This is a genomic window from Paraburkholderia sp. Cy-641 (assembly GCF_011752945.1).
In the GTDB taxonomy this organism is placed as follows: Bacteria; Pseudomonadota; Gammaproteobacteria; order Burkholderiales; family Burkholderiaceae; genus Paraburkholderia.
In genome coordinates, this window is record NZ_VWWM01000004.1 from 41771 (window position 1) to 61195 (window position 19425).

Here is a 19425-nt window from a genome sequence, read left to right on the forward strand (position 1 = left end):
GCAATCTCATTAACTGTTGGAAACATCCTCATCAAGGAGGGAGTGATGATCGGCAGAAATATCGTCGATTGCGTTGGTGGCACGCCGCTTGTGCGGCTCGATCGCCTGTACGCCCAGCATGAAGCCGAAGTGTTCGCAAAGCTGGAAATGCTGAATCCGGCGGGCAGCATCAAGGACCGCCCGGCCCGCTATATCGTCGAACGCGGACTGGCCGACGGCACGATCGCGCCCGGCGCTCACATCATCGAAAGCTCGTCGGGAAATCTTGCGATCGCGCTGGCGATGGTGTGCCGGGTGAAAGGCCTGCGTTTTACCGCGGTCGTCGATCCGAAGATTTCGCCGACGAACCTGAAGATTCTGCGCTGCTACGGCGCGGGCATCGAGCAGGTCAATCGCAAAGACAGTCAGGGTGGTTACCTCGAAACCCGCATTGCACGTGTGCAGGAGATGCTTGCTGGGGACACGAGTGCTGTGTGGATCAATCAGTACGGCAATCCGCGCAACTGGGAGAGTCATTTCCACGGAGAGGGCGATGAGATCGCCCGCGCGCTCGAACAACCGGCCGACGTGCTCGTGCTGGGCGTCAGCACATCGGGCACGGTACTCGGCATCGCGCGACGGCTCAGGCGTGCGTGGCCGGAACTGAAGGTCGTGGCGGTGGACGCGGTCGGCTCGGTCCTGTTTGGCGCGAAACCTGGCCCGCGTGAACTGCCTGGCATTGGTGCGAGTCGCGTTCCCGAGCTGCTTTGTCTGGACGATATCGACGAAGTCGAGCATGTCGATGACTACGACGCGGCGCTCGGCTGCCGGCGTCTGCTCGAACATGAAGGCATTTTCGCGGGCGGGTCGTCGGGCGCCGTTGTCGTCGCGATTGACCGTCTGCTGGCGCGCGCGACGCGCCCCGCAGCGCACCCGCTACGCATCGTCACGCTGCTGCCCGATCGCGGGGAGCGCTATCTCGACAGCGTGTACGACGACGGCTGGCTGGCGCGCATTGCCGCAGCGCGCGCTGCGCAAACGCAGCCTGAAACATCGTCACTTTCAACTTCCCTTCTCGAAGAGGTTCACTGATATGACCCAACCGGCTCATTCCGGCCTTCTCTATCTCGGCCGTCAGGATCTGATCGCCCTCGGTGGCAACCGATCACAACCTTATGTCGACGCCATTGCCGATGGACTGGCCTTGCACGCGCGACGCGCCTTCGTTCAGCCGTTGAAGCCGTATCTGCGCTGGGCGGGTGCGGATCACATCGCGGATCGGATCATCGCGATGCCGTGCTATGTGGGCGGCAACGATCCGATCGCCGGCCTGAAGTGGATCGGCAGCCGGCAGCACAATCCGTCTCGCTTCGGGCTTGAGCGCGCCAGCGCAGTCATCGTCCTGAACGATGCCGATACGAACTATCCGGTCGCGATCATGGAAGGCGGACTGATCAGCGGGATGCGCACGGCCGCGATCAGCGCGGTAGCAACGCGCCATCTCGCGCGTGCCGGCTTCACTGACGTCGCGTGCGTCGGCTGCGGCCCGATCGCGAAGATGCAGATGCAGACACTGCTCGAACAATTCGCCAGCATTCGACGCATTCATCTGTTCGATTTGTCGCGCGACGCGATGCGTGCCTTCAGCCGTGAGTTGAGCGAGCGCTATCCGCAGGTCGCCTTTGAAGAGATGGCGAGCGCCGAATTCGCGGTGCGCGCATCCGATGTGATCGTGACCTGCACGGTCACGGACACGCCCTATCTCGAGTACGCGTGGCTCAAGCGCGGCGCGTTTGTTTGCAACGTCTCGATCATGGACGTGCAGAAGGAGGTCTATGAAAAAGCGGACAAGGTGATCGTCGACGACTGGGATCAGTCGAATCGCGAGAAAAAGATCATCAATCAACTGGTGCTCGAAGGGCGGTTCAGTCGTGAACAACTGCATGCCGAACTCGGTGAAATTGTGATCGGCGAACGCCCGGGGCGCGAGAACGACGACGAAATCATCCTGCTCAACCCCATGGGGATGGCGTTGGACGACATGGTTTGCGCGCGTCATTTTTATCGGCTTGCAACTGAGCAGGGCGTGGGCATCCGGCTGCCGCTGCTATGACATACGCCGAAAACGTGGTCGATTGCAGAACGGCATGCGTCGATCCGCTCGCACACGGCAGTGTCGAACGACTGCTCGCCCAGGATCTGCTCGACGCGCTGTGGCTGGAGGATCTGTACGGCATGCGCGCCCGCATCCGCTGGATTGGCGGCGCCGCCGACACTGCACTCGTATTGTCGCTCGGTCGTGGCCTCGAACTTATGTGGCGAGGCACGCGGCTAAATGGCGTGCGGCCTTTGAGGATCGCGCGATCGGGGCCTGGAGTGCAATTGGCGAGTGAGGCCGGTCGAAAGGCTTTGAACGTCACACAGACACTCGAAGCACTGCAACGAGCGGACTGGTGGCTTGCATACAGCCACCGTCTGGCGGAGTTGCTGGCGCTTGCAGCGCGTCAGATCGAGAGAACGTTTGCTGCACAGGCGCGATGGTTGGCGGATATCGACGCAACGCCGCACAGCCTGATGGCCTGGGAGGCGATTTGCTGTCTGCGCGACCGGCCCTTTCATCCGCTTGCACGCGCAAAATTGTGGCCCGGCAGCCCAGGCGATGCCTTCGAGGTCGAGGCTGGCGAGATCACGCCGCACTGGGTCGCCGTGCCGCGAAACGCGCTGTGGTGTTCGGGTGAGCCAGCATTGGAGTGGGACGACCACCAGCCAATCGCAGGAGCAGTGCTGGATGCAGATGCATTTGCCGTGCTTGCAGAACGTGCCGCCTTGCTCGGTATCGATCCGGCTGCGCTATGGATGCCCGTTCATCCGTGGCAGTGGGGGGAGATCCAGGCGAAGCATCCGCAGCTCGCTGCGCAATGCGTCGATCTCGGCGAAGGATGCGGAACCGTCAGGCCGACCGCTTCGTTGCGTACGCTCGGCATCGGATCGGGCGAACGGTTGCACCTGAAGCTTTCTCTGGGTGTTCAGGCGCTCGGCGCATCGCGCGTGATGCCACCGAGATATCTTCACAACGCAGTGCTTGCCGAGCTTTGCCTGCGCGAGCTTTGCATTCGTGACAAGTGGTTAGGTGAGCATCTTGAACTGTGCGATGAGCGTGCATGGTGGGCGCTTTGCAATGGCAGCACGCTGATCGCGGAGCAGGGAGAGGTGGCGTGCATGCTGCGTCGCTATCCCGACGCTGACCGCTGGCTGTTGCCGATGGCCGCCTGCGCTGCGTCGACGAGCGATGCACATCTTCCCGCGTTTGCCGTGTTATGTCATGCGAATGGAACAACAGGAAAATCGGATCTGGAATATGCGTGGAGGATGTTCGAGCGTATCGCGCACCTCTTGATCGAACTCGGTCTGCGCTGCTTTGCGCACGGTGTCATGCCTGAGTTGCACGGCCAGAATGTGCTGTTGCGCGTTGGGGAAAATGGGCCATGCAAGATCGTGCTGCGTGACCACGATACGTTGCGGATTTGCCCTGCGGTCATGATCGGGGCGGGTGTGGAGGTGCCTGACTATGTGATCGATCGAAGCACACCTAATACCCTGATTCTCGAATCGCGGGACGCCTTGCTCGCCTATTTCCAGACCCTCGCGGTCGAAGTCAATCTGTACGCGATCATTGCCGCAATCGCTGATTGTTTCGATGGCGACGAGGCTACGGGTTGGGGCATTGTCGATCGTACGCTGCACGAGGTGCTAGAGCGTGTCTTCGCCACGAGCCCGACGCGCGATTACGTGGCGCGTCTGCTTTTCGACGCACAGCATTGGCCGTTCAAGCAACTGCTTGAACCTCTCGCGGCGCGTGCGGCGCTGGGCACGGGGATGCCCAGTGGAATGGGCGCAATCGGCAATCCACTGCTATCCCGCCGACCGGCGCAACCAGCGAGGGTTCCGTAATGCGTCGTGCGAACCTTGCCGTCGCCATGCTGATCGTGTGCCAGGGCGTGATCACGCTAGGCCTGATGGTGCTGGTGCCCATCATGCCGTTCTATCTCCACGGTCTGAGCGGCGGCTCCAGCGCCGATGCAGCACGCTGGACGAGCATTGCGTTAGCGGCCCCGGGCGTTGGCGCGTTGCTTTGCGCACCTTACGCAGTGCGCTGGTGCGAGCGATTCGGGTATAGGCGGGCACTTCTTTTTGCCCTCACGCTGTTCGTCGTGAGCATGACGACGATGGCGATATCACGCGACGTCGTGATGTTCGTGGGCGGGCGCCTGCTGCAAGGCGCGAGCACGGTGGGCGTCATCATTACGGCTTTCATCACGCGTGTCAGTGACCCCGCTGCCCAGGGGCGATCGCTTGGCTGGCAGGAGTCCGCTGTAGCGGCGGGCGCTCTTGCTGGTCCCGTTCTTGGAGGCGTGCTGCAGGACCACTGGTCGGTGCGCCCATTGCTACTAGGCGTAGCACTCTGCACGGGCGCCGCATTGCTGCTGCTGGCATTCGCGTTGCGTGAACCCAGCCAGAGAAACGCGGAGCGCGTAGGGGCGGCGGAAACGCCTGGAACGACATTGCTCGCCGATCCTGTCCTGCTTCGTTGGGTTCTCGCGGGCGCATTGACGCAAGCCGGCGCATTCGCGCTCGTGAACGTGTTCGCTCTGTTTGTCGATGAACGCATGGCGGGTGCCAGCTTTCTCGCCAGCAAGATCGGCGTTTTGCATGCGCTTGGCTGGGCCGCCACGCTCGTTGCGGGGCCGTGGTGGGGGGCGCGCAACGACCGTGGGGACCCCGCACGTCACTTTGTCGCTGCGGCGCTGTCGTGCGCGATCGTCCTTGCGCTGATGCCGTTCGCTTCCCGTTTGTGGCAGATCGGCGTTCTGCGCATCGCGCAGGGCGCCAGCTACGCCGCGCTGGCCCAATCAGTTCTGCTGCTTTGCTGCCGCAGTGTGCCGCCTGCAATGCGAAGCCGTATCACAGTGGTCTCCAAAAGCGCCATGGTGCTCGGACAGTTGCTCGGACCGATTGCCGTTCTCGTTTTTCTTCCTTGTGTCGGCGCTTCCGCGACGCTCTGGCTGACCGCATCCATGTTCATCGCCGCAGCGGTAGTCGCGCGTAGCGCGCCGGCGGCCCATCCCATCTCCGTTTCCGATTCGAGGTAAGACTTATGCTGTTTTCCTCTCCGAGATCCGTTTCGCTGACGCGAAATGCTGCGCTGCAGGTGTCCCACGCTTCCCATGCAACGCATCGTGTCGACGAACCTCACAGTGCCGAAAGCGTTCTGTCTGCGCTTGATCGAAGGTTGCTCGAACAATACTTCAACACGTATTGCCGGGAAACCGGCCAGTTCGACCCGCGTGTTTCACCCGATGCAGACCGGGAGCTCGCCGACGATGTCTGCGCCGTCGTGCAAAGCTGGCGCGATGCAGGTTTGGACGTGGCGACGATTGCCTTTCCCGGTGACGGCAGCCGCCTTTATGTCGCGCTCGACTATTTTTCCCTCATTGGATTCCATCGAGTAGGGCGCTACGCCATCGTGGAATTGCCGGGCGGCTCCGGTCATGTCCAGTTCGATGGCATCGAGGCGCTAATTGTACGCATCGCGCAGTCGCTTGCCCGCGGGCTTGCGATCAGCCCCGACTGGATCGCACGCTTCACGACGCTGATGCAAAACAGCGTGGATCGCGTGCGCTACTACCACACGCAGACCCCAGACCTTGGCGTATCGGCGTTCGTGCGCGCGGAACAGTCGCTCCGCTTCGGGCATGTATTCCATGTGACGTCGAAAGCATCGGATGGCTTTGCCGAGCGCGACATGCAGGCGTTCGCGCCAGAACTCGGGGCATCGTTCCGTTTGCATTACTTCGCGGTGGCGACGAACTGCCTGGATACGCGCTCGATTGACGGCACACGTCCGCCGATCGATCCGGAAGCGATGCACGCCGCGGCTGCGTTGCTGGGTGACAGCGAATATCGCCTGCTTCCTTGTCATCCGTGGCAAGCCGAATACCTGTTGCAACAGGAAACAATCCAGAAATTGCTCGCACGTCGCGATCTGATCTCGCTCGGGCCGCTAGGTGAAGTGGTCTGGCCGACGTCATCGGTTAGAACGGTATGGTTGCCCGTGCAACGACGATTCCTGAAGCTTCCGCTCAATGTACGGATAACGAATTTTATTCGCAACAATCCTCCAGTACAGGTCGTTCGCGCGTTGGATGCGAGTCTCTACATTGCCTCGTTGCCGTCCAGCGATCGCGCTTCCGATGCGTTCGAGGTTCTGCTCGACGGTGCGAGCGCGTCACTCGAGACGACGGAGGATGCCCTGAAGGCGAGTTCGGCGGTCCTCTATCGGGATGGCATGAGCGATGAAGTGGGCGACTATGCCCAGGTGCTGGCGACGGTGATGGAGGAGCCGGCAGAAGGCGAATCATCGCTTGCCATGCTGCTTGAAGAAGCACTCGGGACGGCGCCTGGCGATCAACACCTCGTCGCCTGGTGGGCACGCTATCTGAATGTCACGCTTATGCCATTGCTTCGGTTGTTCGCGCGCTACGGCGTCAGCCTTGAGGCACATCTGCAAAATACGATGGTCGCGTTTCAGGACGGATGGCCGGTGCGCGGCTATGTTCGCGACATGGAAGGGGCGAGCATCAGCCGCGCGCGATGCCTGCGCCCGCTCAACCTGCCCGACGACAGTCCAGCGCTATACCGCGATGAGGATGCGTGGCATCGCTTCCTGTACTACGTGCTGGTCAATCACATCGGGCACGTGATTGCGGGCGTGGCACGGGCGGGCTATGGCGACGAAGCAATGCTCTGGAGCTTGACCGCCGACATCTGGTCGCGTGATCCAGAGCCCGCAGTCACCGCATTGCTGCGTGACGTCCGTGGCCGGACTTCGCTTCCCGCCAAGGCGAACATGATGAGCTGTTTTGGCCGGCATGGTGAATTACCGGCGTGGGTCGAGATTCCCAATCCGCTGGCGACCGTGGAGGTATCCGTATGAAATTCGCTGCATTCGAAGCGCTGTTCGAAAGCGCTCCCTATCAGGAAGCGGGAGAACGCGTCGTTCGCCAATTGCTTGAGGCGCTACTGTTCGAAGGTGCGCTGCCCGACACGGCGTGGTCCGGCGAAACGTTGTCGATTTCGGCGACCACCAGCAGCGGCGAAGCAGTGTTCTATCGTTGCAAGGCGCAACGAACCGCGTCGTTCGGCAGAGTCCGGATTGTTTCGCCGGTGAGCCGGGACCACAACGGGGTGATGACGAAAGCCGATGACGTCGCGCGCGTTGTCGCGGAACTGGGACCGCAACTCGGTGCCGATCCGGTATGCCTCTCGCAATTCGCTGCGGAGTTGTCGGCCACACATATCAAGGATGCGCAGACCCGGATGGCGCAATCAGGAAAACTGCTTCGCACGGGGAGCTACGATGAGATCGAATCCGCGCTAATCGGCGCGCATCCCTACCATCCGGGATACAAATCGAGAGTCGGTTTCACACTCGACGACAACGAACGTTACGCGCCCGAATGTTCTTCCGGCGTCGCGCCGGTACTCCTGGCTGTGCATTCGGATCATTGCCGTTCGAACGTCAGCCGGGACGTGGCGGGACGCGATGCCCAGCAGCTTCTTTCGCTGGAGGAACAAGCGGCGTTCAACGTGCAGCTTGCTCAACGCGGCCTGAATCCCGCGCATTACGTGCCGCTGCCGGTACATCCCTGGCAATGGAGCGCCATTGCTGAAACGGTCTGCCATTCCGCGTTCTCGCGTCGCGAACTGGTGCCCGTTGGACCACTTGCCGGACGATACCAGCCGCAGCAGTCGATCCGGACGCTGGCGAACGTCAATCGGCTCGATGCGCCATCGTTGAAACTGGCGATGAATCTCGTCAATACGTCGACCTCGCGGGTGCTTGCGCCGCACACCGTCTGCAACGCTGCGCCGATCAGCGACTGGCTTGACGATCTCGTCGCGCGAACCGACTGGAGCGAGCCACTCGCGCGGCCCGTGATACTCAAGGAAATTGCAGGAGTCGCCTATGTGCCGACGGTTCCCGTCGCGGGGCTGTATGGTGCGCTAGGTTGTATCTGGCGCGAGAGCGTGCATCGCCATGTGCGGGCCAACGAATCGGCGTTGCCAATGACTGCGCTTACGCATATCGACGCCGATGGCCGGCCGCTGATCGCCGACTGGATCGCGCAACATGGCGCGCGAGTCTGGGTCCGTCGACTGGTGGCGCGGGCCTGGCTGCCTGTGCTCCATCTGCTTTGGCGCAACGGCACCGCGCTTGAATCGCATGCGCAAAACATGGTGCTTCTGCACATGGACGGCCTGCCGGTGCGCGTTGCGCTGAAAGATTTCCACGACGGCGTACGCTATTCGAAGCAATGGCTTTCCGTGCCGCCGCCGTCTTTGTATGCTCCGCCAGCGGAACACGCTCGCGTCAATCCGAATTCGTTCATCGAGACGGACGACGCCAATGAACTGCGCGATTTCACCTGCGACGCGCTCTTCTTCGTCAATCTCGCAGAGATTGCGTGGTTCTTCTCCTGCCACTTCAATCTGGACGAAACCGAATTCTGGGCAATCGTGGCTCGTGCGATTGGCGACTATCAAAGTCAGCATCCCGATCTCGCAGACCGTTTTTCGTTGTTTGACTGTCTGGCGCCGGAGATGGAGGTCGAGTTGCTCGCAAGTCGCCGCTTTCTACCGGAGATCCGTCTGCGAACACGCGCGACCGCAAATCCGCTTGCCCAGCTGGAGTTCGCATGAGATCAATCGCCGAGGCATCAAGATCACTAAAAGAGCGCATTGGAGATGCCGGCACGCCGCCGTTGGTTGGACTGTTTTGCTCAACTCCCGCATCGCTATCGGTTGAGCTGATCGCCGCCGCGGGATTTGATTTCACCGTGATCGATCTTGAGCACACGCTGATCGACGGTTCGACGCTTAACGCAATGCTCCTCGCCGCCCGTGCAAGCGGCATCGCTGCGCTCGTGCGTGTCGCCGCGCCACATCAAGTCGTTCAGGTTCTGGACGCTGGCGCGCAAGGCATCGTCGTTCCGCGTGTGCGAACGGCGCATGAGGCTCGGCTTGCCGTCAGGTCCGCTTATCACGCGCCATTGGGATATCGCGGCTTGAATTCGACCGCCGCAAACGGTTTCGGCCGTGACGATCTCGCGCAATCGGTGCTGCAGGCATCGAACGATACGCTGGTCGTCGCGATGATCGAAGACCGCACAGGACTCGATTCGCTCGATGACATTGCCTCGATCGACGGGATCGATGTTCTGCTCGGCGGCGCTGCGGACCTGTCACAGGATTTGGGTCTCCCGTGGCAGACTGGACACGCGGAGATACGGTCGGCGCTCGCGCGAATCGAGGCGGCGGCCCGCAAGCATGGTAAGGCCTTCTGTGCACTTCCGCGCAACGCCGACGAAATTGCCACGGTACATCGTTGCGGCACTCGCCTGCTGATCGCTGGCGACGATCGCGGTATCGCGCGGCGAGCGATGGTCGAGCAACTGCATGCCTGCCTGCAGGATTTTCAAGGGATTCGGGAATGAATCGAACTTTGGTTGAGCGCTATCTGGCTGGCGTAGCATCGCCAGTGTGCGCTTATCTTTACGATCTGGATCATCTGCGGACGCGCACTGCCGGGCTCGTCGAATTGCTTCCGCGCAATTGTGAGTTGTTTTATGCCATCAAAGCCAATAGCGATGCTGAGGTTTTGCGCTCGCTCGATGGCATCGTTGCGGGCTACGAGGTCGCCTCACTCGGCGAGGTGACGCGTGCCCGGGAAGTTGGCCCTCACGCGCGAATCGTTTTTGGCGGCCCAGGAAAAACCGACTCGGAGCTCGAGGGCGGGCTGGCGCGCGGCGTGGAGCTGTTTCACGTCGAGAGCCAACTGCAATTGCTGCGCCTCAATGCCGTGGCGGCGCAAATGGGGCGAAGCGCGCGCGTGCTCCTGCGGGTCAACCCGAACGCGCTGACTGTCGATCCGGATAGCAAACGGCCGACGGGTACATTGACGATGGGCGGCCAGCCAACTCAGTTTGGCATCGAGGAAAACGAATTGCCTCGAGTGATTGCGATTGCAAACACGCTTGCGGCGGTGGAGGTTGTGGGCTTGCACATACACGCGCTCTCAAACAATCTGGATGCGCAGTCGCATCTTGCTTTGATGGCCCATTACATGACGCTCGCACGCCGGTTACAGCGCGAATGTGGTCTGAGGCTGGAGACGCTTAACGTCGGAGGAGGAATCGGCGTCAATTATGTCGACCCCGACAGCGGTTTCGACTGGAGCGCATTCTGCGCCGGACTCGGTGCTTTGCTGACCGATTTCGACAAGGGTTGCCGGATTGTGTTCGAGTGCGGGCGTTTCATTGCCGCAGATTGTGGCTACTACGTAACAGAAGTCGTCGACCTCAAAAGTAATCACGGAAAGAACTTCGCGATCCTGCGTGGTGGCACCCACCATTTTCGTCTGCCTTCGTCGTGGCAGCACAATCATCCCTTTTCAATCGTGCCCAACGAGACGTGGCCGTATGCGTTCGGGAGACCATCGCTTGAGCGTGCGGCAGTGACGCTGTGCGGAGAGTTGTGCACCCCAAAAGATGTTCTTGCGCGCGAAGTCGAGGTTGGGCGTTTGCGAGTGGGTGATCGCATCGTGTTCAGACTGGCAGGCGCATATGGATGGCATATATCGCATCACGATTTCCTGAGCCATCCGCATCCAGAGCGAAGGTTTTTCGATGTGGTGAGGAACGCTGACGCCCGCGCAGGGACGTTGACATGAAACTCGCGACCGTCGGAATCGAATTCATCGATCCAGAGAGAATTCTGCGCAATGAGGAACACAGCGCGGCACATGCCGAGGAACTTGCGAATGCAATGAAATACAGCGGTCTTTGGCGCGTGCCGATCCTTCTTGAAAAAGAAAGCCTTGCCGTAATGGACGGTCATCATCGTCTCGCGGCAGCGCGTTCACTCGGTCTAATCAGGGTTCCTGTTTTACGGCTTGACTACCAGCATGTCGAGGTAGTGGCGACGCGAGAGGGATTCACGGTGACGCCGGACGAGATTGTGATGCGTGCTCGTCAAGGGAACCTCTACCCGGAGAAGACCACACGTCATATGTTTTCGTCCCCAATACCAAACTGCAATATCTCTTTGGTCCTGTGCCGAGGGCGGGTGCCAGGCATGCCTGAAATCCGGTAACCGCACTCGGAATTCACTTTTATGGTGTGGTTGCGGTTATCGTCCCGACCGCGACCGCCACTTTTCGATGGTCCTCCTGGGTTTTTTGAACTCAAGGCGCGAGGACATGTCGATCATGGCGCGTATCCGAGGACGAATGAGCACGGATCTGCAGCTTTCGAGGCGATGCTGCAACCACGCTCCGAGTTCGTTGCGTCATCTGTGCATGTGGTCAAACAGCTAAGATCATCATTCCTGTGGGCACTGTGTTGTGAAGAGCGTGTACCAAAAACGTCGCCAAAAACGGCCTGCCTCTTCGTGAGTCTTCGATCACGAACACCGAACCCAGCACCAACCCTACACAGAACGTTAGGCTTATGTATAAAACACTGTAACTATGCGCGAGAAAAAATTGCTGAAGCGAGGACTGCGAAGCCTGCTCGGACCCGCGCCTTTCTTAAGATCGGAATACAAAGCCACTGAAGCACCACTGTTTCCAGCAGAGGCGCGACGATGCATTCAGGAACGGTGACTTTGACAGGATCGTGCCGAGTAAGGGTTAGCCCCTTAAACCCTCCCGGGGTAAAGTAAACCTAACGTAATCGGAGGCACAGACGCGATATAAGTTAATAGCAAGGCAAGTGGAATCAGTCTTGCTAGGGACAGCCTTCTTATCCATTCCTTCAGTTTGCAAAGACTTGCATTCCTCGATGCACATATTTACCAGTAAGAACGCCGCCGCCCAAGACCCTGAATGCCAACAGTGCGAGATGATTTTCATCAAAAAACGAGGCCCGATGCCGTAGCCCCTGCGGCTGCAGAACGTTGCATTCGACCTGGCAAGAAACGAAATGGCCTGGGCGGTACAAGCTGATGAGTTGTCTCAACTCCTCGTCGCTCGCATGTCCGCAACCGACGTATCGCACCTTGCCTGAATCTACGAGCCTTTTCGTTGCATCGATAACTTCATCAAGAGGCGATAGGTCGCGATACGAATGCAGTTGATAGAGATCAATGCGGTCGGTTTTGAGACATCGCAAGCTATCTTCAGCCAATTTAACTATGAACTCAGCGACTGCCCCGGTCCGAGGTCCTCGACGGCGCGCGACTTTGTCGCGATTATCACCTCGTCACGACAATTCTGCCGCGCCGTCCCTTTCATTCTCTAGTGATTCACAGGCGCATGGTCTCCTTTCGTGTACGCCGTGCCGATCTCCCATGGCTAAAAATAAGCCGGTGAGGGCTGAAAACGTCTTCATTGTTCCGGGGTGGACGTCCTGTGTGCTGATAATTCTGGCGAGTGGGGTGTCGCCGGTGATCAACCGGTCCGAGATCCTTGCGCTACTGATCGGCGCGAAACTGCGGCGTGCGGTTCCGTCTGCATCCCTTCGTCTTCTTCATCATGCGGTTCACGTTTCTGCCAGCTGTTGAGCTCACCGTTCGGCCCTTATTGCGGCAAAGTCCACTTTCAAAGGGTAAACGATAGGTTCTTGCCTTATTGACTCAAGACGAATTGCTGATACTATCAATTCATCAGCATACTGATCAATTATCTAGGCAAGTCGATGACACTCAAATTCGCGGCAAATCTTGACGATCTGAACCCGGACGAGCCTTACGCAGCAACGGTCGACAAGGAGCAGATCGCCCTGTACCTCGTAGATGGCGAGGTCTATGCGACGCACAACGTGTGCACGCATCAGTTCGCGCTGCTTAGTGACGGTTTCCTCGAGGACGGATGCGTTGAGTGTCCGCTTCATCAGGGGAAATTCGATGTGAAGACCGGCGCCGCGCTTTGTGCGCCGGTGAGCGCTCCGCTCAGGACTTACAAGGTCCACGTGGAAGGCGGTGCGGTGATGGTTGAACTCTGAGCGCCATACCTTTTTGACTACGTCAGGAATCCGAAAGTGGAAACGATTTTGATCGTCGGCGCCGGACAGGCAGGCGGCCGTGCAGCCGAGACGTTGAGGGCGCATGGCTTCGAGGGATCGGTCCTGCTCGTCGGTGATGAACAGCATAGGCCGTACGAGCGGCCTGTATTGTCAAAGACGGTACTGACGGCAGTGGACGATAACGAATGCTTCGACGCGTGGCTACATTCGAGCGACTTCTACGCCACCAGAAAGATCGACTGGATCGCAGACGGTGTCGAAAGACTGGACGTGACACACCGCACTGCGATGCTCAGAAGCGGGCGAAGCATCAGCTTCGACAAGTGCCTGTTGACTACAGGCGGTCGCGCGCGCCACCTGCCCGGCACGCCGGACAGTCGCCATGTATTCACGCTGCGTACGCTGCCGGATGCGATGCGGGTGCGGCAGCGCATGGCCGGTGCTAGTTCGGTGGCCGTCATCGGCGGCGGCTTCCTTGGGCTTGAGTTCGCAGCAAGCGCAAGGGCGCGCGGAATCGATGTCACCGTGGTTGAAGCGGGGGAGCAGATACTGGGCCGCGCGTTGCCGCACGAATTCTCGGAGCGTTTGCGCGCCAGGCACGAACAGAACGGCGTGAAGTTCATGCTGGGCGCAAGGCTGGTTGCCTCCGTGGAGCATGCGTCGGGGGTAGCGCTGACGTTTGCCGACCATGCACCGCAGCGGTTCGATTTCGTGGTGGTTGCCATTGGGCAGCAGCCGAATGAAGAGCTCGCCAAAGCGTCTGGTCTGGAAACGGGCAACGGCATACACGTTGATGCGCATTGCCGGACGTCGGGCGCCGGTGTCTATGCCGCGGGTGATTGTGCAAATTTCCCATTTGGCGCGTCCGGAAGACGTCTGCGTCTCGAATCATGGCAGAACGCGCAAGACCAGGCGATCGTTGCCGCGCGCAACATGCTGGGAGAGTCGATCGAATATCGGCCAAACCCCTGGTTCTGGACAGATCAGTATGACTGGAACGTACAGATGCTAGGAATGCTCGACAGCTCAATAGAGCAATGGATCGAGCGCCGGGTATCGAGCGACAGGGTTCTGCTGATGGGGTTGAGCAACAACGTCATTGTGTACGCGCTCGCAGTCAATAGCGGTGGCGAACTGCGTGCAATTCGCCGTCTCGTTGAGGAGGCGATTCAGGTCGACCCCGAGGCCCTCGCGGACCTGAACGTCAAGTTGCGGCAACTTGAACGAAAAGCTCACTCATAACGCATTCAGGAGAGTACTTTGTATTCGTCAGAGACGGTAATTGGCCTTGGTACGCCGAGCGTCAAAAATAAGCCCATCGAGCAACTGGTCTGGCCGGAGGACGGCCTTCACGCTATTCCAGACTGGGTTTACACGAGCGACGATGTGTACGCTCGCGAGGTTGAGCGGATTTTTCAGGGCCGTACCTGGAACTTCGTTGCGCTGGAGGCCGAAGTGCCCAACAGCGGGGACTACAAGCGCTCGTATGTAGGTCCGACGCCGGTGGTCGTCTCACGCGCAGAAGATGGTTCCATTCATGTGTTCGAAAACCGCTGCGCCCATCGTGGCGCCGAATTATGTCGTCACACGCGCGGCAACAATGCTGAGTTCGTCTGCCCGTATCACCAGTGGTCCTATGACCTGAAAGGGAATCTGCAAGGTATTCCGTTCAAACGGGGTGTGAACAAGCTCGGCGGGATGCCGCGCGACTTCCGTAATGAGGACCACGGTCTCAAGAAGCTTGCTGTCACGACGCGTAACGGAGTGGTCTTCGCCTCGTTCACGCACGACATGGAGCCTATTGAAGATTACCTCACGCCCGAAATCCTGAAAGATTTCGACACCGTCTTCAACGGCAAGAAGCTGCGCATCCTCGGGTTTTACAAGAACGAGCTGCCATGCAACTGGAAGATGTACCACGAGAATCTGAAGGATCCTTACCACGCAACGCTGCTGCACTCCTTCCTGGTGGTGTTCGGCTTGCTGGTTGCAGGGAACCGCTCGGCGATGGTGGCCGACAGTAAATACGGCATACACGGCACGATGGCGTCGGCCAAAAGCGATTCACTCTATGCAACGGTGGACACCGACAAGAAAAAAGAAATGCGTTCGTTCCACGAGGGTATGGTCCTCAAGGATGAGCGGTTCCTTGAGTACGTCAAGGAGTTTGACTCTGAATGGTCGGTGACGATGCAGACGATCTGGCCGAATCTGATCGTTCAGCGTGAAATGAATACTTTGGGGGTGCGGCATATCGTTCCGAATGGGCCAAACAGCATGGTGATGCTGTGGACGATGTTCGGCTACGAAGACGATACAGAAGAGACCACACGTCACCGGCTGCGCCAGGGCAACCTGATGGGGCCAGCTGGATTCCTCGGTCTTGAGGACAACGAAGCCATGAAGTTTGTGCAGGAAGGCGTGCGTCGTTCCGTAACCGATCGCAGCGTACTCAAACTCGACAGTGAAAAAATTGGAACCGCGGACAATCTGATTTCGGAAGCTGCAATTCGCGCGATGTACAAACACTACCGTGAAGTGATGGGGTTTTAAATGCTGCCAGGATTCGAAAAGAAACCAATTGCACACGACAAGGCACTTGCTGCGCGCGCAGCCGTGGAAGATTTCCATGCCGAATATTGTGCGGTGCTCGACGGGGGCGACGTCGAGCGGTGGCCGGACTTTTTTACGGAGAACTGTCTTTACCGGGTGACCGAGTACGAAAATGCCGCCCTCGGGTTTCCGGTCGGCCTGGTCTATGCCGAAGGTCGGGACATGCTGCGCGACCGCGCAGTAGCTATCTCCAGAACGCAGATGTTCGCGCCGCGACAGATGCTGCATTTCGTCACCAACGTTCGGATTCTTGACGTGACAGACGAAGAAATCATTGCTCAGAGTAACTACATGTTGATGCAGACCCTGGTCGAAGGCGCGACTTGCCTGCATCAGGCCGGTCGGCTTTTCGACCGCTTTGCTCGAAAGGGCAATGAGCTGCTTCTGAAGGAACGGCAGGCTATTTATGACACGGCGATGATTGCGAACGATCTGGCCTATCCTGTTTGAAGGGGGTAAGCCGAGAATGTCAAGAGCGGGCCACAAACCAGGGGGATGCATATGAGCCACACCGAACCGACGGAAGCGCCCATCGAAAGCGGCGGCATCGGCGCCCGCGTGAGGCGTCGCGAAGATGAGCGCCATTTGCATGGCAAGGGAAAATTCGTTGCCGACTATACGTTTCCTGATTTGCAGGAAGTGGCGTTCCTGCGCAGCCCACTTGCGCATGCTCGCATCGAGCGCATCGGCAAGCCCGAACGCTTCGCTGATCAGGTCATTGTGCGGGAAGACATGCAGACGGCGACAGACATCGTGGCTGATTCCAGCTTGCCGACCTACAAGCCTTCGTCGCACCCGCCGCTCGCCTCCGGGAAAGCCCGCTTTGTCGGCGAACCTGTGGCAATGTGTTTCGCGAGTTCCCGCGCCGAGGCCGAGGACATCGCGGAGGAAGTTGAGCTGGATCTGGAGGAACTGCCTGCGTTTGCGAGTGCATTTACAGCACGCGAGCGCACAGACGTGCGGGTGCATGACCACTGGACAGACAATCTTTTCCTCGATCTGAAGGCGGATGTCAATTTCGACGAGCGCTCCAAAGATGCACCCGTCGTCGTCAGACAAAAGGTCGACCTGGCCCGTCAGTGCATGGTCCCAATGGAAGGCAAGGCCGTACTGGCCTACTGGGACCACACGCAGGCGCAACTGGTCGTCATTACGTCGACCCAGGTCCCGCACATGATCCGTACGGTGCTTGCGCAATGCCTTGGTATTGACCATGCTCAGGTGCGTGTCATTTCGCCTGATGTGGGCGGTGCATTCGGCTACAAATGTGTGCTTCAACAGGAAGAGCTTTGCATTGCGTGGCTTGCTCTCACCTACAAACGTCCGTTTCGCTTTATCGAAGACCGTCGCGAGCATTTGATCGCGGGTGCGAATACGCGCCAGCACCACTACGAACTTACCGCATATGCGGACAACAATGGACGGCTCCTGGCGCTGGACTGCAACCTGTTGATTGACGGCGGCGCGTATTCCGCGTGGCCTTTTACGATTGGGCTCGAAACAGGGCAGGCGTTGGGTAACCTGCCTGGCCCCTATGATTTCAGCGGATACCGCTGCCGTACCCAGTGCGCGGCAACCAACAAGCCCGGGTTCCTCCCGTATCGCGGCGTGGCACGTACCGGCGTCTGTTTCGCGATCGAACTGACGATGGACGCCATTGCGCGCGCAGTCGGCCGCGAAGCGTGGGAGGTTCGCTACGACAATCTGATTCGCGGGGCTGACATGCCCTATACGAACGTTGTCAAGAAGCACTACGACAGTGGCGACTTCCAGAAGAGTCTGAAGCGGGCCGCTGAACAGCTTGATGTTGCCAGATGGCGCCGTCGTCAGAAAGAGGGTGAGCCAGACGGCAGGCTGATCGGTATCGGGTTCGCGACATTCACGGAGCAATCGGCACACGGCACGGCAGTGTTCGCGTCGTGGGGCTTGCCGGTGGTTCCAGGCTACGACCTGGCAACTGTCCGGATCACAGCGGATGGCGGTCTGGAGGTTCGTGCCGGAATCCATTCCCATGGCCAGGGTATGGAAACGACATTGGCGCAGGTCGCAAATGAAGTGCTGGGCGTTCCGATTCAGAAGATCAAGGTCGTGCACGGCGATACGGCTCTCACGCCGTACTCCACGGGTACCTACGCCTCTCGCAGCATTGTCATGGCAGGTGGTGCAGTCGCGGCAACGTGCCGCGAACTGGTACCGCGACTGATCAAAATTGGCGCACATATCCTGGGTGAACCGGAAGACGCGGTCCGATTCGAGGCCGGCGAGGTGGTTGGCGCAACGGGACGGGTATCCCTCGCGGAGATCGGTCACGCGTGGTATCTGCGGCCCGAACGCTTACCGCCGGGCGTGGATCTGACCGGGCTCGAAGCAACTCAGGGTTTCAAGCCGAAGGTCGATACCGGCGCATTCAGCTACGCGACGCATGCGGCTGCCGTGGCGGTTGATACAAAAACGGGCCACGTCGACATTCTGGATTACGTCATCGTTGAAGACTGCGGGCGAATGATTAACCCGATGGTTGTCGAAGGCCAGACCATCGGCGGCACGGCACAGGGTATCGGCACCGCGTTCTATGAAGAAACGCTATACGACGATAACGCGCAGCCACTGACGTCCACGCTCGCAGACTACATGTTGCCCGGGCCGACGGAGTTGCCGTCGTTGACCATCATTCATATGGAGACGCCGTCGCCCTACACGGAATTCGGCGCGAAGGGGGTCGGCGAAGGCGGTGCAATCGCACCCCCCGCCACGCTTTTCAATGCGGTAAACGATGCGCTTAGCCCTATTGGAGCACTCGTCAGCGAGACACCTCTCACGCCGCGACGGCTGCTTGCCGCGATTGAAGCGGCCAAAGCGGCTTCGCACGGCAAGGCAGAAGCAGAACATGCTCACGAGGTGATTTGATGAAGGCCGCCGCTTTTGAATACGTACGCGCTGCTACATTGTCTGACGCGTTACGTGAGTTCGGTGATTCGGCGACGGGCGTGAAACCGATTGCCGGTAGCCAGTCGATGGGGCCGATGCTGAATCTCCGCCTGGCGAGGCCATCGCGCGTGGTCGATGTGTCACATGTTGACGAATTGCGCGGCGTCACTGTCGTAGGCGATGTGGTTCGTGTGGGCGCGGCGATTACTCACGCGGAAATCGAGGACGGGAAGTACGAACCTTTGCGTAACGGATTTATGCAGTATGTCGCTTCGGGTATTGCGTACCGCGCGATTCGTAACAGAGGAACCATCGGCGGCAGTCTGGCGCATGCCGACCCCGCAGCGGACTGGCCGTTGGCGCTTTCGGCCCTCGACGCCAGGCTGGAGCTCGCGAAGGCGGGCAGTACGCGTCACGTGCGCGTCAGTGAGTTCATGCTGGGCGCCTTTACAACGCTGCTTGACGACGGCGAGATTATCTCTGCGGTTCTGTTGCCAAAAATCGGGAGCACCCTGCGTTGGGGCTATTACAAGCTTTGCCGCAAGACTGGCGAGTTCGCCCACGCAAGCGCAGCTGCGGCGTTTGACGCGCAAACCGGCCTGGCCCGCGTGGTCCTTGGCGCGCTTGATGGCCCGCCGACTGCATTGGACTCGCTTGCGCAGTCAATCGCGAAGCAGGGCCCAAGTGCTGCCACGCCGGAAGCGATTGCGGCAGGTGTGGCGAACGCGATGCCGAATGCGGACGCTATCGACCGCTCCATGCACGCCGCCACGGTTGAGCGCTGTCTTGCACAAACCTTCGGTTCATCAGCGCGTTAACGCGT

General features: G+C 59.5%; 15 protein-coding genes and 1 pseudogene. 15 read left to right on the forward strand and 1 reads right to left on the reverse strand.

The genetic code is table 11. From position 1 onward, the window contains the following. Window positions 1-45: 45 nt before the first annotated feature. The 9 genes from sbnA to F3J20_RS03285 are packed head-to-tail and all read left to right on the forward strand — an operon-like array spanning window position 46 to window position 11190. The gene (sbnA, locus tag F3J20_RS03245) at window positions 46-1071 is read left to right on the forward strand and encodes a 2,3-diaminopropionate biosynthesis protein SbnA (RefSeq protein ID WP_167281885.1); all 1026 of its coding nucleotides are present in this window, start codon (window positions 46-48) and stop codon (window positions 1069-1071) included. A gap of 1 nt (window position 1072) precedes the next feature. Continuing rightward, window positions 1073-2092, forward strand: coding sequence for a 2,3-diaminopropionate biosynthesis protein SbnB (gene sbnB, locus F3J20_RS03250; protein WP_167282043.1), 1020 nt, complete (start codon window positions 1073-1075; stop codon window positions 2090-2092). Further along, window positions 2089-3930: an IucA/IucC family protein gene (locus F3J20_RS03255; protein ID WP_167281887.1), complete on the forward strand. Its 1842-nt coding sequence runs from the start codon at window positions 2089-2091 to the stop codon at window positions 3928-3930. Before sbnB ends, F3J20_RS03255 begins: the two co-directional genes overlap by 4 nt. Beyond that, window positions 3930-5129: an MFS transporter gene (locus F3J20_RS03260; RefSeq protein ID WP_167281888.1), complete on the forward strand. Its 1200-nt coding sequence runs from the start codon at window positions 3930-3932 to the stop codon at window positions 5127-5129. Before F3J20_RS03255 ends, F3J20_RS03260 begins: the two co-directional genes overlap by 1 nt. A gap of 5 nt (window positions 5130-5134) precedes the next feature. Beyond that, window positions 5135-6973 carry an IucA/IucC family protein gene (locus F3J20_RS03265; protein ID WP_167281890.1) on the forward strand — a complete coding sequence of 613 codons (1839 nt, stop codon included), beginning with the start codon at window positions 5135-5137 and terminating at the stop codon, window positions 6971-6973. Continuing rightward, window positions 6970-8739 (forward strand): IucA/IucC family siderophore biosynthesis protein, encoded by a 1770-nt coding sequence (locus tag F3J20_RS03270; RefSeq protein ID WP_167281892.1) that lies wholly within the window; start codon window positions 6970-6972, stop codon window positions 8737-8739. Before F3J20_RS03265 ends, F3J20_RS03270 begins: the two co-directional genes overlap by 4 nt. After that, complete coding sequence (locus F3J20_RS03275) at window positions 8736-9533, forward strand: aldolase/citrate lyase family protein (protein WP_167281894.1); 798 nt, start codon at window positions 8736-8738, stop codon at window positions 9531-9533. Before F3J20_RS03270 ends, F3J20_RS03275 begins: the two co-directional genes overlap by 4 nt. After that, on the forward strand, window positions 9530-10768 hold the full coding sequence (locus tag F3J20_RS03280) for a type III PLP-dependent enzyme (protein ID WP_167281895.1): 1239 nt from the start codon (window positions 9530-9532) through the stop codon (window positions 10766-10768). The genes F3J20_RS03275 and F3J20_RS03280 overlap by 4 nt, the downstream gene beginning before the upstream one ends. Beyond that, the gene (locus F3J20_RS03285; RefSeq protein ID WP_167044790.1) at window positions 10765-11190 is read left to right on the forward strand and encodes a ParB N-terminal domain-containing protein; all 426 of its coding nucleotides are present in this window, start codon (window positions 10765-10767) and stop codon (window positions 11188-11190) included. The genes F3J20_RS03280 and F3J20_RS03285 overlap by 4 nt, the downstream gene beginning before the upstream one ends. Before the next feature lie 662 nt (window positions 11191-11852). On the opposite strand, the pseudogene F3J20_RS03295 reads toward F3J20_RS03285, so the two are convergent. Continuing rightward, a pseudogene (locus F3J20_RS03295) lies at window positions 11853-12251 on the reverse strand (aldo/keto reductase); the annotation flags it as partial. A 483-nt stretch (window positions 12252-12734) separates the two neighbouring features. Here F3J20_RS03295 and F3J20_RS03300 point away from each other — a divergent pair. From F3J20_RS03300 to F3J20_RS03325, 6 genes are read left to right on the forward strand one after another with little or no spacing between them, the layout of a single operon-like run. Beyond that, window positions 12735-13040 (forward strand): non-heme iron oxygenase ferredoxin subunit, encoded by a 306-nt coding sequence (locus tag F3J20_RS03300; protein ID WP_028197862.1) that lies wholly within the window; start codon window positions 12735-12737, stop codon window positions 13038-13040. 36 nt (window positions 13041-13076) lie between these two features. Further along, window positions 13077-14303 (forward strand): FAD-dependent oxidoreductase, encoded by a 1227-nt coding sequence (locus tag F3J20_RS03305; RefSeq protein WP_167281899.1) that lies wholly within the window; start codon window positions 13077-13079, stop codon window positions 14301-14303. Between the two features lie 18 nt (window positions 14304-14321). Beyond that, window positions 14322-15614: an aromatic ring-hydroxylating dioxygenase subunit alpha gene (locus F3J20_RS03310; RefSeq protein WP_167281901.1), complete on the forward strand. Its 1293-nt coding sequence runs from the start codon at window positions 14322-14324 to the stop codon at window positions 15612-15614. Further along, window positions 15615-16124, forward strand: a complete 510-nt coding sequence (locus tag F3J20_RS03315) for an aromatic-ring-hydroxylating dioxygenase subunit beta (protein ID WP_167281903.1) — start codon at window positions 15615-15617, stop codon at window positions 16122-16124. A 51-nt stretch (window positions 16125-16175) separates the two neighbouring features. Beyond that, on the forward strand, window positions 16176-18581 hold the full coding sequence (locus tag F3J20_RS03320; RefSeq protein ID WP_167281904.1) for a xanthine dehydrogenase family protein molybdopterin-binding subunit: 2406 nt from the start codon (window positions 16176-16178) through the stop codon (window positions 18579-18581). After that, window positions 18581-19420 (forward strand): FAD binding domain-containing protein, encoded by an 840-nt coding sequence (locus F3J20_RS03325; protein WP_167044772.1) that lies wholly within the window; start codon window positions 18581-18583, stop codon window positions 19418-19420. Before F3J20_RS03320 ends, F3J20_RS03325 begins: the two co-directional genes overlap by 1 nt. Window positions 19421-19425 lie beyond the last annotated feature (5 nt).